This window comes from Microbulbifer donghaiensis (assembly GCF_900129095.1).
Classification (GTDB): Bacteria; Pseudomonadota; Gammaproteobacteria; order Pseudomonadales; family Cellvibrionaceae; genus Microbulbifer; species Microbulbifer donghaiensis.
This window is the reverse complement of record NZ_FQVA01000006.1, coordinates 109,801-124,894: the sequence shown is the minus strand read 5'-3', so window position 1 is coordinate 124,894 and position 15,094 is coordinate 109,801. Positions and strand designations below refer to the sequence as shown.

The 15,094-nt window shown below is 55.1% G+C and carries 10 protein-coding genes; 7 read left to right on the top strand and 3 right to left on the bottom strand.

Translation table 11 applies throughout. The features are described 5' to 3' along the window. Window positions 1-117 precede the first annotated feature (117 nt). The 3 genes from BUC36_RS16290 (at window position 118) to BUC36_RS16280 (ending at window position 4,748) form a co-directional block, all read left to right on the top strand. Window positions 118-1,890, top strand: a complete 1,773-nt coding sequence (locus tag BUC36_RS16290) for an amidohydrolase (RefSeq protein WP_073277142.1) — start codon at window positions 118-120, stop codon at window positions 1,888-1,890. Between the two features lie 41 nt (window positions 1,891-1,931). Then, on the top strand, window positions 1,932-3,710 hold the full coding sequence (locus tag BUC36_RS16285) for an amidohydrolase (protein WP_084536179.1): 1,779 nt from the start codon (window positions 1,932-1,934) through the stop codon (window positions 3,708-3,710). Window positions 3,711-3,905: 195 nt separating this feature from the next. After that, the gene (locus tag BUC36_RS16280; RefSeq protein WP_073277140.1) at window positions 3,906-4,748 is read left to right on the top strand and encodes a hypothetical protein; all 843 of its coding nucleotides are present in this window, start codon (window positions 3,906-3,908) and stop codon (window positions 4,746-4,748) included. Window positions 4,749-4,811: 63 nt separating this feature from the next. Here BUC36_RS16280 and BUC36_RS16275 read toward each other — a convergent pair whose 3' ends face one another. Then, window positions 4,812-6,563, bottom strand: coding sequence for an amidohydrolase (locus BUC36_RS16275; RefSeq protein ID WP_084536177.1), 1,752 nt, complete (start codon window positions 6,561-6,563; stop codon window positions 4,812-4,814). A 343-nt stretch (window positions 6,564-6,906) separates the two neighbouring features. Here BUC36_RS16275 and BUC36_RS16270 point away from each other — a divergent pair, with 343 nt between their 5' ends. Together BUC36_RS16270 and BUC36_RS16265 are read left to right on the top strand one after the other, a co-directional pair. Further along, window positions 6,907-7,299, top strand: a complete 393-nt coding sequence (locus tag BUC36_RS16270; protein WP_073277136.1) for a cupin domain-containing protein — start codon at window positions 6,907-6,909, stop codon at window positions 7,297-7,299. Further along, window positions 7,274-7,648 (top strand): SpoIIAA family protein, encoded by a 375-nt coding sequence (locus tag BUC36_RS16265; protein WP_073277134.1) that lies wholly within the window; start codon window positions 7,274-7,276, stop codon window positions 7,646-7,648. The genes BUC36_RS16270 and BUC36_RS16265 overlap by 26 nt, the downstream gene beginning before the upstream one ends. Window positions 7,649-7,728: 80 nt before the next feature. Here the strand turns inward: BUC36_RS16265 and BUC36_RS19335 are convergent, their stop codons facing one another. Continuing rightward, window positions 7,729-7,857 (bottom strand): hypothetical protein, encoded by a 129-nt coding sequence (locus BUC36_RS19335; protein ID WP_268778227.1) that lies wholly within the window; start codon window positions 7,855-7,857, stop codon window positions 7,729-7,731. Between the two features lie 183 nt (window positions 7,858-8,040). On the opposite strand from BUC36_RS19335, the gene BUC36_RS16260 reads away from it, so the two are divergent. Next, entirely contained in the window at window positions 8,041-8,547 is a 507-nt protein-coding gene (locus tag BUC36_RS16260) for a GNAT family N-acetyltransferase (RefSeq protein WP_073277132.1), read from the top strand. 114 nt (window positions 8,548-8,661) lie between these two features. Here the strand turns inward: BUC36_RS16260 and BUC36_RS16255 are convergent, their stop codons facing one another. Then, a complete protein-coding gene (locus tag BUC36_RS16255) occupies window positions 8,662-13,212 on the bottom strand; it encodes a hypothetical protein (RefSeq protein ID WP_073277130.1) in 4,551 nt (1,516 codons plus the stop codon). Between the two features lie 484 nt (window positions 13,213-13,696). On the opposite strand from BUC36_RS16255, the gene BUC36_RS16250 reads away from it, so the two are divergent. Next, on the top strand, window positions 13,697-14,737 hold the full coding sequence (locus BUC36_RS16250; RefSeq protein ID WP_073277128.1) for a DUF2235 domain-containing protein: 1,041 nt from the start codon (window positions 13,697-13,699) through the stop codon (window positions 14,735-14,737). Window positions 14,738-15,094: the final 357 nt, after the last annotated feature.

Sequence of the window (15,094 nt, the reverse complement as noted above, 5' to 3'; positions counted from 1 at the left end):
GGGCCGCATGACACTCACCAAACGTGGGGGCTGCCATCGGTCGTATATGGCAAGGTCCGGAACCGAAACGGTCTCTGACCTAACGCGAACAATCCGCTAACGGTTTATGAGGTAATTATGTTGCTGCAGAAGACCCTGTTCAGCCTGGCGGCCGTATTGGCCTTTGTTCTGGCCGGCTGTTCCGAAAAACCGGAATCCCGCGCCCCAACCACTGCAGAGCCCGGGGCCGCATCACCCGCCGCGGAAGTCGCCGATTTTGTTTTTACCAACGGCAAGGTCTATACCGTCGACAAGGAGGGTTCCTGGGCGCAGGCCGTCGCCGTGCGCGGCGATAAGATTGTCTACGTGGGCGACAATAAGGGCGCTGAATCTTTTGTTGGAAATGAGACTGAAAAAATTGATCTCGGCGGCAAGCTGATGCTGCCCGGCTTCGTCGAAGGCCATTTCCACACGACGACGCAGGGTATCATCCTGCACGGCCCCGACTTGCAGACCGACTCGATGGACGAGCTGCTCGCCAAGCTCAAAAAATATGCCGACGAGCATCCCGATCTCAAGTTTATCAACGGCTGGGGTGTGCGCCCCAACATTTATGGTCCGGGCGAGCCGAATGCGGCGATGCTCGACGCCGTTGTCCCCGATAGACCGGTCTATCTGTGGCAGGTCGATGGCCACTCTGCCTGGGTCAATTCCAAGGCCATGGAAATGGCGGGACTCAACAAGGACACGCCGGACACCGTGCCCGGGGTGTCCTATTTTGTCCGTGACGATGAGGGCAATCCCACCGGCTACATCATCGAGGTCCCGGCGCAGGTCGAAATCCTGAACAAGTTTGTCACGGTCGATGAGGACTATATCCGCGGAGGTATGGCCAAGTGGTTCCCGGAATATTCGAAGGCCGGTATCACCGCCGTGCACGATTTCGGCTGGGCCGGCGTCGACCAGGACATGGCCATCGGTATCCTCAAGGATTTCGAAAAAGACGGCACGCTGGGGACGCGGATATACGGCAGCTATTACTGGAATGATGCCAGCATCGACCCCGTGCCGATTGCCAAGAAGATGCGCGACGAGAACCAGGAGGGCCTGGTGCAGGTCAGTGCGCTCAAGATCAACATGGACGGCGACGACGACAAGTACAGCGGCCTCTATGTCGACGGCTACGCCGACAAGCCCGACGCCAAGCCCGAGCCGATTATTCCGTTCGACGTGATCAACGATGCGGCCGTGCGCGCCGACAAGGAGCAACTGCACCTCATCTGTCACTGCTTCGGCGATCTTGCCGTGCGCAAGTTCCTCGATGCGGTCGAGCTAGCGAAGAAGTCCAATCCCGAATGGGACCGGCGCGCGGTCGCCTCGCACGCGCAGCTCGTGCATCCGGACGACCGGCCGCGCTTCAAGGAGTTGAACGCGACCTACGATACGACCGGACAGTGGTTCGCGTTCGATCCCTACACAGCCAATGTCAGCCCTGTACGACTGGGCGAGGCGCGGATGAAGCAGCTCTTCCCGATCAAGGCAATGCTCGAGGCCGGCGCCAATGTTTCGCTGGGCTCGGATTTTCCCGCAGCATCTTATGTTGCAGACTATAAACCGCTCAACGCCATCACGGTGGCGGTGACCCGCCAGATGCTGGGCAAGCCGGACATGCCGATATTGGGGGGCGAAGACGCGCGTCTGACGGTGGCCGAAGCGATCCGCGCGAATACCTATGGCGCGGCCTACGGCATCGGCGTGGAGGACAAGATCGGGTCAATTGAAGTTGGCAAGAAGGCCGACCTCATTGTGCTCGACCAAAACCTGTTCGAGATAGACCCACACGACATCTACAAGGCCAATGTAATTTTTACCATGATGGATGGCGTAGTCCGGTACCGCGACGGCCTCTGACCTTAGATTGATATTGCAGCTTTACACTCAGGAGAGCAGTTATGGATCTGACTAAGACCTTGGGCTCCATACTGACTGTGCTGGCGTTAGCGCTGGCCGGGTGTTCCGAAAAGCCGGAATCCACCGCCCCAGCGACCAACCAGCCGGCACCTGCCGCTTCCACTTCCGCTGCTGAATCGGCCGATTTCGTCTTCACCAACGGCAAGGTCTACCCCGTCGACAAGGAAAATTCCTGGGCGGAGGCCGTTGCCGTGCGCGGGGACGAGATCGTCTACGTCGGCGACGACGCCGGCGCGAAGGCAATGGTCGGAGAGAATACCAAGGAGATCGATCTAGACGGCAAGCTGATGCTGCCCGGTTTTGTCGAGGGCCATTTCCATTCCATCACCCCCGGCGTCATGTTGCGCGGAGTCAACCTGCAATCCGAGAGCATGGAAGAGCTGCTGGGCAAGCTGAAAGAATATGCGGAAGCCAATCCGGACTTGGAGCAAATCCACGGCTGGGGAGTGCGTCCCAATCTCTATGGCGGTAAGCAGCCCACTGCGGCCACGCTGGACAAAATCGAGTCCGAACGGCCGGTATTTCTGTGGCAGGTCGATGGCCACTCCGCCTGGGCCAACTCCAAGGCCCTGGAGATGGCTGGCATCACCAGGGACACAGAGGATCCCGTGCCCGATGTGGCCTATTTTGTCCGTGACGACGAGGGCAATCCTACCGGCTATATCGTCGAAGTGCCGGCGGTGCTCCAGGTACTCAATGCCCTGCAGGATATTGATTACGATTACGTCAAGGAAGGAGTGGCCCAATGGTATCCCGAATATTCCAAGGCCGGCATCACGGCTTATCATGATTATGGTCTCGGCTTTCTCAGTAATGATGATGCCGTCAGGCTCATGAAAGAGTTGGAAAAGGAAGGCACGCTGACGACACGGTTCTACGGCAGTTACTACTGGAACGATGCCAATATCGATCCCGTGCCGATTGCCAAGAAGTGGCGTGACGAGAACCAGACCGGGCTGGTGCAGTTCAACGCCCTGAAGATCAACATGGACGGTGACGACGACAAGTACAGTGCGCTGCTTGTCGGCGGCTATAGCGACAAGCCCGACGCCGACCCCAAGCCGATCATACCGTTCGATGTAATCAATGATGTGGCCGTACGCGCCGACAAGGAGCAATTACACCTTATCTGTCACTGCTTTGGCGACTTAGCGGTGCGCAAGTTCCTGGATACCGTTGAACTGGCGAAGGAGAAAAACCCCGAATGGGACCGGCGACCGGTCGCCTCGCATGCCATTCTGGTGCATCCCGACGACTATCCTCGCTTCAAGGAGCTGAGCGCCACCTACGACACCAGCGGCCAGTGGATGGCACTCGATCCCTACACCGGCAATATCACGCCCGAGCGCATCGGGCCAGAACGGATGAATCGGCTCTTTCCCATCAAGGCAATACTCGAAGCCGGCGGCAATGTCTCTCTGGGTTCGGATTTCCCCGCGGCAGCCTATGTCTCCGACTACAGGCCGCTTAACGCGATCACCCAGGCGGTGACGCGCCAGATGCTGGGCAAGCCCGACATGCCGATACTGGGCGGCAAGGACATGCGGCTGACGGTGGCCGAGGCGATCCGCGCGAATACCTATGGCTCTGCCTACGGCATCGGCGTAGAGGACAAGATCGGCTCGATCGAGGTGGGCAAGAAGGCCGACCTGATCGTGCTCGACCAGAACCTGTTCGAGATAGACCCGCATGACATCTACAAAGCGAAGGTAGTCTTCACGATGATGGATGGCGTAGTCCGGTACCGCGACGGCCTCTGACGCTGGCGGCATCATGTGTCCAATCGGCCGCGTTGCCCGTCCACCCTAGCACCTCGGGGCTCGTCAATACCAGCGACACGACTTGATGACGTGACGTTATTGAGAGCCCCTGCGGATTCTTTGCTCGGGTGCTCGGCGGGCATAGGAGACGGCGCGCAAGGATATTTGGCTAGGAACGAAGGAGATGTACAAGCCATGAGATATCACCCCCGCACCCGCCGCTTCGGCACTCTCTTTGCTCTATTACTCTTCACGCTATTTGCCAGTCTCGCGCAGGCACAGGCGGCCGTCGACGAGGCGGAAGCACTGAAGAAAGCACAGGATCCGCTCGCCGACGTGAAGGCGCTGATGTCGGACAATACCATCTCCTACGGCACCTCCGATGACGAGACGGCCTACGGTATTTCCCTGCAACCGGTCTACTCCATTGAAACGGACCGCAGCTTCAATTTTGTTCTCCGCGGTGTCATTCCCTACATCGGCGCGCCCAAGGGCGCAGGCCTGCCAATACTCGGCCCGGATCCCGTCGGCGGGACCGGGCGCACCTGGGGCCTGAGTGACTCCATTGTGCAGGGGTTCTTCGTTCCCAAAACGGACAGCAGCATCAAGTTCGGCATCGGCCCGCAGATCTCGCTGCGCACGCGTACAGACAGTGTCGTTGGCGGACCGGGCTGGGGCGGCGGTTTCGCCGGTGTGGTGTTCGGTTCTGCCGGAAACCTCTCTTACGGCGGTATCCTTGGCCATCACTGGGGTCAGGACGACTTCAATCTCACCACCATCAGGCCCATCATTATTTGTAACACCGACTTGTTTGGTGGCTCCTATATCGGCTACATGAATGCAGTTACCTATGACTGGTCGGCCCCCAGTAGCAGCAGCGCCTGGCAGACTCCACTCGGCCTTACCGTCGGCAAGACCTTTATCCTGAAAAGCGGCCATATGATTGATTTCAGCCTGGGCGGCTACAAAGTGGTCGATGCGCCGAAAGGCGGTGCCGATCGGCAGCTGAAGATTGGCCTGAGTTTCATCTGGCCGTGATACAGCCCTGGGAAGGGGCGGCACCGATCCTCGACAAATACCGGGCCGCCCCTGTGCAAAAAATCACTTCTCCAGTTTCAACTCGTCGTGCACCACCTTGCCATTCATGATGGTGAGCAAAACCCTGGCCTTGTGAATGTCGTGCGGATTGATATCGAACAGGTTCCTGTCGAGTACCACCAGGTCCGCCAGCTTGCCGACTTCCAGTGAACCGATCTTGTCGTCCAGAGCCATGCCGTAGGCCGCGCCTAAAGTCTGGGCATACAGCGCCAGATCCAGCGGAACGCGGGCCTCTTTGCCACCGAGCGGCGGCACATCATCGCGGCCGGGAAGCTGGCGGGTCACCGCGACCCTGATGGACAGCAGCGGCCTGTAATCGGAAACATAGGCGCCTGTCGGCCAATCCGATCCAAGCGACACATTGCCGCCGGCCTCGGCAATCTTTTTCATCGGAAACATGGCCTGGACACGCTCGGGGCCGAGGCGCGTCGTAGACACCGTTTGCAGCAGCGGATCGAGACTCATCCAGAAACCGGTAGTGTCATAGGTGGCCCCCAGTTCGGCGAAACGCGGGATATCCGCGTCGTCGACCATCGTGGCGTGGCTTGCCACCGGACGCCGGCCCCATTGCGGGTTCTTTTTCTTCGCCATCTCGACCGCATCGAGAAATTTGCGCACCGCGAGATCGCCAAAGCAGTGACAAGTCACGTTGATGCGCTCTTTGTCCGCCCGCTCCACCGTTGCATTGACGATATCGTAGGGAATGATGGGTTCTACCTTGACGTCTGGCTTATCGGTGTAGGGCTCGGTGTAGAGCGCATTCCACTTGTCGTCACCGCCATCGAGATTGACTTTCAGTGACTTGACGCTGACCAATTCGGTATCGAACTGCTGCATCAGCTTCTTCAGCGGCGGGATCGGATCCGCCTTCGGGTCGTTCCAGTAATAGGAACCCTGGATGCGGATCGGCAGCTTCCCTTGCGCGGCCATGTCGGTGAAAAATTGGAAGGCTTCTTCCGCCGGAATCCCGAGGACACCATAATCGTGGACCGCGGTGATGCCGGCAGCCGAGAAGCGCGGCAGCCATTCCTTGACGCCATCCTTGACATACTCGACGTTGAACTCGACCAGGCTACCCAGCACCTGTAGCTCAGCCGGCCACTCCACGATCCAGCCGGTCGGATTGTTGCCCTCGTCGCGCACAAAATAGGAGAAGCCGGGGGCGGTGTCCGGGGTGTCCTTGTTGATCCCGGCCATTTCCAGCGCCTTTGAGTTTACCCAGGCGGTATGGCCGTCGATCCCAAAAAAGTAAATCGGGCGCTTTGACTCGATCTCGTCGAGCATCGCCGCGGTCGGCAGCTGGTCGGGAAATACGTTGAAGCGCACTCCGTAACCGACGATGACGTCAAGGTCCGGATTTTCCTTTGCATACTTGCGGATTCGGTCAAACAGCTCCTGCTTGTCATCTGTCTGCAAGTCGAGTCCCTTCGCAATCATGGCACCGACGATGCTATGGAAATGGCCTTCGACAAAACCGGGCAACACCATCTTGCCCTTGAGGTCCACGACTTTAGTACCCTTGCCGACCCGTGATTTGACCCCTTCGGCATCGCCGACATAGACGATCTTGTTGCCCTTGATAGCGATGGCCTCGGCCCAGGGTGCCTCCTTGTTCACCGTGTAGACTTTCGCATTAGTGAACACATAGTCGGCATTGCCGTTACCACTTATCGGGTCCGCCGCCGACAGCAGCGTCGGCAGCAGCACCGCCATCATCACGGTGAATGTCATGGCTGCAAAGATCGGTGACTTCATCCGAGGGCTCCTGTGCAGGGCATAGTCGGCAAGCAGTTATTGCCGGTGCTTAACAACCTGACCGCGCGTCCCTGTCCGATCGGAGGACAGCAGCGCGGTGCGATGGCGTCAAAACTACCACTCACCTGAGTCTAGTCATAGAATCTTGATCTGCGCCGCGGGGCTGCCCGCTGTTACTCAGTGGTCATTTTTGGGCAAAATTCACGACGCATCAGTTCCATATATACTCTGAGCGCTTGCGGACTCAATTAGAGTTCGCAATAGCATGCTGCCGGCGCAATAGCGACCAATAGAAGTGCCGAACGCCGCAACGGATTATTCACTTTCTACGCGCAGACAAACTGTGGACAACATTTATTCGAATATCCCTGACGATCGCGCCAGGGAACACTTTTTCGACTTGATTCGCACCGAGAGCGTGCGAGTAGAGCGCATCGTTTCCCATGGCCAGAGCTCCCCCGAAGCGGGTTGGTATGACCAGGACGAACATGAATGGGTGATGGTACTCGAGGGGGCCGGGACGATTCAGTTTGAGGACGGACGCGAGATCACCCTGGATAAAGGTGATTATCTCAATATTCCTGCGCACATCCGACACAGGGTAAGTTGGACAAAGCCCGACAAGATGACACTATGGCTGGCAGTTTTCTATCGTTGGATTTTGTCGGCGTTGGAAACGACTGTCTGCGCAGAATGCTCAAGGAGAAGATATGTTTACAGTGGAAAGAGCCGGTGAAAACCGCCTGGATATTGCACTAAGCGGCAAACTGGACTCCGACGATATGAAGCGGGCCCTGGACGAGCTGGTGGAAAAAGCCGATGGCATAAAAAATGGGCAGATGCTCTTTGACGTAATCGAATACCGCCTTCCCTCACTCGCGGCCATCGCCATAGAGTTCTCGCGCCTGCCGTCGATGCTGCTTTTTATCCGGCAGTTCCGCAAAGCCGCCGTCCTCACCGATAAAGAATGGATCGGCAAAATCAGTGAACTGGAAGGCGCACTGATACCGGGCCTGGATATAAAGGCGTTTGGCCACGATCAGCGGCAGCAGGCCGAAACCTGGCTGAATAGCGACTCCGCCTGAAGTCGGGAATAATCGGGACCGCAGCGCTCCGCCGGGAGAAACCTGCGGCGCACTGTATCCCTGCACCTGCGATTAAACGTTCACTGGACTTTGCGGCGCAGCACGCACACCTGATCGCCGTAGTAGTTGTCGGCGTAATTGCACTCGGCTGACTGCTCCGCGTTGCGTGTTCGCGTGGAGCGGATAACAAGAGACATCACTTTGCTCATAATTACCTCCCGATTATTTACCAGGGCCCCAGAGTAACGACGTATACGCTGCGGGTTAAATGAATTATTTCACTGGCTGAGATAGCTTTTCTCAATCTCAGATATACAGTTGATGAAACTGGACTATCTACCGAACTGGCTCCCACATCCACCCTTATCAACTTGAGCGGAACTCGACCTTCCATGGACATCACCGTGCGCACAGAAACGAAAGCGGATATCGACGCGATAGACGCGCTGATCTCGGCAGCTTTTCAGACCGCTGAGCATAGTAGCGGCACAGAGCAACAGATCGTCAGGGCGCTGAGGAACTCTGGACAACTGACGGTATCGCTCGTCGCCGAAACGGGCGGCGGCATTGTCGGCCACGTCGCCGCCTCCCCGGTTACTGTCTCAGACGGGACCTCCGGATGGTATGGTATCGGGCCGGTGGCGGTACTACCCGCATGGCAGGGGCGCGGTATTGGTTCGCAGCTGATGAAACGGTGCCTGGAAGCGCTGAGAACACTGGACGCCGGCGGCTGCGTTTTACTCGGCTCTCCAGACTACTACCGGCGCTTCGGCTTTCACCCGCAGCCCGGACTGACACTGCCGGGCGTACCGGCGGAGTACTTCATGGCCCTACCCTTCCAAACGCCAATTCCACAGGGAGCAGTTTCCTACGATTCTGCATTTTCGGTCAGCCCCTGACGAGAATACGGAAACGAAGCGATAGATTGCTCGGTGCGGAAACTCTGTAGCCTGACAAACGAATTAGACAGCGTCGGGAGCCGGCATTCCTTAACTTCCGCGACCAGCAATAAATTAACGTAAGTTTTCCCTGATCATTTTTGCACTGCTGGTCAGGCTACCGATGGTACCCAGCAAGCCGAGCATGGTTGCCGCAATTAGATAGAGCGAGCTCCCCGAGGTGAAGGCGATTCCGCCGAGAACGAGCAAGATCAACAAGGTCACTGGCAAACGATAATCCTGCCACGCCCCTGCCTCACTGACCTCAACCAGTTGCTTAAGCGTCTCGGTATCCTCGGCGTGACGAGCAAAGTAAGCAAAACTGTTATTGATGATACGAACGCGGCCGTGATCCACCCTGATCAACCCCTGAAGGGCCATCTGCTCCAGCAATTGCGCGTTGGCAGTATTCACACGCTTCTTTTTCGCGAGGAAAAACAGTGCGAGTTTCTCCGCTCCAGAGCAACTTTCCCATTTGTGCCGAAATAATGCACCGGCCTTGAGAAGGATCCAATTGATGGAGGCCCATTCCCGGCTCGTTTTATCCACATCACCGAGGTTCAACCAGCGGCGCTGCGCAGCCCAGCTCGGTTCCGATAATTCGTGCGCAACCTCAAGCTCTTGCGGCAAATTCCGGAGCAGGCCGCTGGCGCAGCATTCGTACTGTACAAATTGCGAATCGACTTCGCGGGTGAGGTCCTCAGGCAGCTCTACAATGAAATCCATTAGTGTTTCAGCCCAGCCGGCAAATTCCGCGGCAGTCATCGGATCCCGCTCAGATTTCATACTGTGCGCTTTCAGCACAAGCGCCTCGTAACTGTGGAAGCCCAGACTTATTCTTAGTTCAGCCAACTGACCGGCCAGGAACATCGATTTGAGGTGGCGAATCAGTCGCAGTAGAGCTTCCCGTTGCCTTGTCCTGGACAGGCAGATATCCAGATCAGAGAGGTGTACGCTGATTCTTTTGTCACCAGCCCGCTTGCCATAGCGCTGTTCGATCTCGGTCATAGTCGCGGAAAAGCTGATATTGACACCGGGAAACAGGTCAACTTCGTCCGCCTCACGCCGGAGCCCCGGGCAATCCTCCAGTAGCATAGCGATACCGCGGCGCGCTGTTTCGTCCATACTTATTGGCGTGATTTCTTCATCTTCGCAGTCTTTTCCACCTTGCTCTTTTCCAGACCGATACAACAGTGCGGTCAGGTTGCTGCCGGCATGCGCCCTGCAATGTAGATCCAGCACCAAGCCGCGCTCGGGAGAATAGGCCCGCTCGGGTACGTTGTGGCTGATGATATGCTGCAGGTGTGCGATCAACCCAGGCGAACCGACCAGACGCGCACCAATGACCTTGCGATAAAACAGGTACCAAACGCCACAAAGCAGCAGAAAGGCAATACTCATTGCGATTAGGAAGCGAAACAGGTTCGGCAGGCTATATGAGGCATCGCGGTCGCCCCCGTTACCATCAGGGTTATCCTTCTTGCCTCCGCCCCCGACGCCAAATAAATAGCGCGTCACCCATTTTAAGGGCCCTGTGGAGGCGGTGTACTGGCTAAAGGTGCCCACATCTTCCGGCATGATATGCGGCTCACGCGGCTTTTCATTCTCGCTATTTTTACAGTCTCCCTTCCTCAAAGTTGAACGCCACTCTTCTGAAATGGGCAGCAGACTGAGAGGATCCTTTCCGTGTTGCTTGATTGAGTTCGGATAGCGCGTCAAGGCGATATTGCGAAGTTCCAATTGCTCCTTATTAAGACGTGCTTCACACAACTTCTCACTGTGCCATCGCACTGCGCCGCTGGGTTTATCTCCGACATGTTGTAGGTAGGCAGCTGCCGCGCAACCGACTGTCAGGAAAAGTGTCAGCAGCCGCACTGTGCCAGCAGCAGTATGAGTTTGCCGCTCTTCCCACGTGCTATCCCGCTCTCTCATGCTCCGTAGCACGGCATACCCCCATGCCAATACGATTGCCATTACCGCCAGGCTCAGCCCAAGGGACGTGTTCCAGCGCGCCCCCGTGTACTGATTGATCACCGCCCCCAGGCTGTAACCAAGAAAGATGCTGGTTAGCAATATCGTGCTGAACAACATCACACTGTGTCGAGTGACCGATACCGGTAAGCCCCAATAAACTTTCAACGCATCGCTATTGCAATAGCGCTCTGTGAGATAAAGCAGGCAGACCAGCAGTAGCAGGATGCCACCAATCCCGGTCGTACTCGCCAGGAAAACATTGGTCATCAGGCTATCGGTGCCGTCATCTGGTATAAAAACGACCAATGCCCACTGGCTCATATCGCCGAGTTTTCGCGCCAGAAAATCACCGGACTGGCCATGGTAATAGCCGGATACCAAGCGATCTGGTCTCGATCGCTTATTATTGCGCGTGCCCTGTATGCGGCCTGCGCGAATCAGCTGGCTGATACCAGCGGTACCGAGCCCCGCATGATACAGGTTCTCCACCATAGAACGCTTGTCGTCCATGTGATAGAGCACCTGCCCTGTCACGCGGTCAACTACCATGAAGATCAAGTCCTGCATGCGCGCACGTCCGACCTCCGATTCTGGGGAGGAAAGGAACGGCGGTTCAAGAGACAAAGCGGGAATCTCTATATCTGCGCCGAGCACGTACCCGCCCCCAGCACACTGCTTGCCCCCACCGCAACGCAGCGGCAAACCCAAAGTCGTGCCTCGAGTCCCTGTACTAATATTGAGCAACCTCTGTATGTAAAAATTTTCCCTTGTATTTGAGCAATCGACATCTCCAGCGTCCGCGCACGGAATACCGGTTCGACCCCCATCTCTATCTTTATTTGTCTGCGAGGCGCCGTTCCAGCCGGCCTTGTCCCGGACCCGGCGAAAATATTCGCGGTGTGCCAGGCTAAAACTAACGGGCGGTTTATTACTTTCTACGAAGTAGAACATTGGCAGCACTTGGCGACCGTTATTATCCATAAGGAAAACAGTCAGCAGCTTACCGCCGGCCGGAAATGAATTATTATCCTTGATATCAAACCACGACCGTACTTCCCCGCCCTGACCATCCGATTTCTTAAACTTTACATTGGTGCCAGGACCAAAGATATTCACTTTACTGAAAAACGGCAGAATTACGCCGTGCTCTTCCGGCGGATCCGCAGCTTTGATTTTGGAGCAAATATGACAATCCAAATCAGTATCTGCTTGCTCGATACAACCATCTATAGGACGCTTTCCCTGCATTCCCAGCAGAACTGTTCGATGTGGCTCTTCCCCCCTGTCAGTACATTCACTGCAGTAGGGAATTCCTGTAACACCACAATTATTCCTTATCTTGCTGGAGTCCTCTTTCTGCTCCGGATTCAACTGACTAAGCAGATCTCTATAATACTTATGGTAGCCATCCAGGGCATCGAAAATGCTTTCCAGGTCCCGCGAAACCTGCGCTTCCACTTCCGAGAATATTGACTGTGCGAGTTGCTGCTTGCCGTAGACCGCGATGCTTCGCTGCCCCCAGGCCACCAACAAAGCCACCAGCATGACGAAGGATAGATAGGACGCAGCTACCATCGTAATGTAAAAGCTGTTCCCCAGGGCCTGATGGCGGGATACCATTAGGAGCCGGGTGACTGTCCACAGGAAAACCAGCGCAACGAGCGAAAACAACAGCAGGCTCAGGTTCCACCGTTTGTTTTCATACGATTTAATGACACTGCCCGGTTGTACACCAATGAGATACAAAGGTATCCCCTCCCCCTGCTGGCCCCTTGAGGATGACCTGTCATTATTATTAACAGGGGATATACCGACGTCATGATTCAACAAGAACGGCAAGATATACAAACGCGATCTGCCGATGGTGAGCTCCAGGTCAATATGCGAGCTGAATCCTGGTAGTGCTTTCGCATCTTTCGGCTCACTGACGCCTTTATCGTTCGCCAGGTTGATTAAATTCTGCTTCTGCCTTAACTCGATCTCTCGACTGACAGCCTCAGTGTCTACTATCGACAGGCCGGAGGCCGCCCCAATACTCCCCAGAACCCGGTTATTCGCATCAGCAATTATATAAAGTGCAAAGTCTCTGCGTGGTGCGGGCATGACGTCTGAGATATCTACGTAGAATACTGAGCTGTCCTCTCTTATTATTTTTATACGATTTGCGCCCAGCACATATTCCTTTGTTTCTTCCGATTCGACATCTGAATTTTCATCACTGCCTACCCCAGAATTACCCTTTAACTTTTCATCTACAGGTTTCTTTTCTTTTTCCAGGTCCTGTAAATCATCCTCCCTTACTACACACTCGACTTTCCCTACTCTAATCTCACAAAACTCGGATCGACCTACATTCCCGCCTCCGTCGTCTCGAGTATCTGACCGATAGGAACCGAATATCGAAAGAATAGTGGAGCTTCCCACTTCAAATTTGTGCAGACTGATTAATTGGTCGAGGCCATGATTGAATTCGGCAGCAACATCCTGCAGCGTTCGAAAGTAATAGGTATTTATAAAGGCTTCCTGCCTTTTCTGGTACGAATAATAGATATAACTCGCGCCAACCGTTAATAACAGCAGGATGACAAACCAGCTTTTGATGCGCGGTTTTCTCCGGGAGCTGCCATTTTTTTCGGAGTTATCGGAAGCCATTTCCCCACTGCCTCAATGGAGCACATGCCAACGAACACCTGTCGTTCTTGCACACCTGCCATGCGAGAAAGTAATTCCACAATAGGTCACACGACTAGCACATTAGTGACAGACATCTCCGTTAGGTTAGACGAGTAATATTCAGGCGGCCAATTCAGAGAAAAATGCGCCCAAATAAACTTGCTGGATAACTGAGGCCCCGCCATGACTCTACACTCAGCGATAAGCCCTGAATCGACTCAGATTTATAGCGGGACCATATTCGGATGCACGCATTTCACTGCCCGCACCTCCACGTATGTGTTTCCCCAAAAGGCCGAATCGACGGTTTCAGCCCATGGTCGAATTTATTGGAATTATCACTATCTATTTTCGTTAATTGCACGGGAAATGAGCGTAAGCAGATAGACCATCTTCCACACCCTCCTTACAGAAGGATCTGCCAAAGCTTGCAGACATCAATGCAAAACTCGGTGCGACCCCCATGAGAAAACAGCGACTTATATTGTTATTTGACGGCACCTGGAACGACCCTGAAGACCAGACAAATGTGTATCGCCTATCGAGACGCATCCACGACTACGATGGGTCCATGAGACAACGTTTCTTCTACGATCCCGGTGTCGGCACCAGCAAGTGGTCACGCTTCCGCGGCGGCGCGTTTGGTTGGGGTCTTAGCAAAAACCTGGGCGAGGGGTACGACTGGTTAGCCAGGAACTACACCGAGAATGACGAAATATGGATTTTTGGTTTTAGCCGGGGTGCTTACACCGCACGCAGCTTAGTGGGCATGCTCCGGAAATGCGGCCTCCTACATATATCCACACCGTGGCTGATTGATCAGGCGGAGAAGCTCTACAGAACCAAGAGAATTGCTCCGGATTGCGAGGAGTGTGCAAAGTTCCGCCAACTCTACAGCCGGGAAATCAATGTGCACTTCTTGGGGGTATGGGATACCGTTGGATCACTCGGGATACCCGGTACTTTTCTGTCTGAGAATGGCAAATACGCCTGGCACGATACGAAGTTGTCAAAAATCGTGAAACACGCCTACCAGGCGGTGGCGCTCGATGAGTTCAGAGCGGCTTACAACACTTCACTTTGGACAGGAACGAAAAAGCTAGAGCAGGTAGATGTTGAGCAGCGTTGGTTTATTGGTGCTCACGCCAACGTAGGTGGAGGCTATGGCACCGACTCACTTGCCGATATATCGTTGCAATGGATGCAAAAAAAGGCATCCGATGCCGGCTTAAAGATGGACATTTACGAGCCAGCCGACGATGCCTGGCAAGCGAAGCCCAATCCGTCTTATGATGATTTCCTAGGAGGATTCTACGCCCGCCTATGTCGACTGAGGAATAAAGGTGATGGCAAATTTTACCGACAATATTCCGGGGATGATAAGCAGCATCCCGCCGTGAATGTGACCGTAGACGACTCTGTCTGGCGCCGATGGTTAGATGGGGACGACAACTACCGCCCCATGACGCTAACCAACGCAGGCCTGAAGCCTCCCGAACCGTGACTACTGTGATGAACAGTTACCGGCCCCTGTTTGGACGCTTCTAAACAATTCAGTTTGAATTGCCTGACCAAGCTTCTGAATTATTATTTTCTTTCCCTACATTTCCCGGCCTACGGAAGCAGCGTAATTTTCCAATCTAACGGGGGTGCCGAGTGGTCCCTGATTGGTACGACATGCTGCCACGCAAGACTGAGCAGCGGGCTTGAACACGTTTATACGCTCGAATCCGTGTTATGCCTAACGCTCAGCCGCGGCAAAGGAGTACACTGCATCAAGTTTAAGCCAGCGCCATAGACCAAGCCTCTGCGCCGTCGATATATACCGCCTGTGCGGAAGAATCCATCGAAGAACTGATCA

Bases quoted from the DNA above. Each gene is read 5' to 3' on its own strand.
- BUC36_RS19335 (WP_268778227.1), bottom strand. From the start codon at position 7,857: ATGAGCAAAGTGATGTCTCTTGTTATCCGCTCCACGCGAACACGCAAC.
- BUC36_RS16285 (WP_084536179.1), top strand. From the start codon at position 1,932: ATGGATCTGACTAAGACCTTGGGCTCCATACTGACTGTGCTGGCGTTA.
- BUC36_RS16275 (WP_084536177.1), bottom strand. From the start codon at position 6,563: ATGAAGTCACCGATCTTTGCAGCCATGACATTCACCGTGATGATGGCG.
- BUC36_RS16265 (WP_073277134.1), top strand. From the start codon at position 7,274: ATGTTTACAGTGGAAAGAGCCGGTGAAAACCGCCTGGATATTGCACTA.
- BUC36_RS16280 (WP_073277140.1), top strand. From the start codon at position 3,906: ATGAGATATCACCCCCGCACCCGCCGCTTCGGCACTCTCTTTGCTCTA.
- BUC36_RS16260 (WP_073277132.1), top strand. From the start codon at position 8,041: ATGGACATCACCGTGCGCACAGAAACGAAAGCGGATATCGACGCGATA.
- BUC36_RS16290 (WP_073277142.1), top strand. From the start codon at position 118: ATGTTGCTGCAGAAGACCCTGTTCAGCCTGGCGGCCGTATTGGCCTTT.
- BUC36_RS16255 (WP_073277130.1), bottom strand. From the start codon at position 13,212: ATGGCTTCCGATAACTCCGAAAAAAATGGCAGCTCCCGGAGAAAACCG.
- BUC36_RS16250 (WP_073277128.1), top strand. From the start codon at position 13,697: ATGAGAAAACAGCGACTTATATTGTTATTTGACGGCACCTGGAACGAC.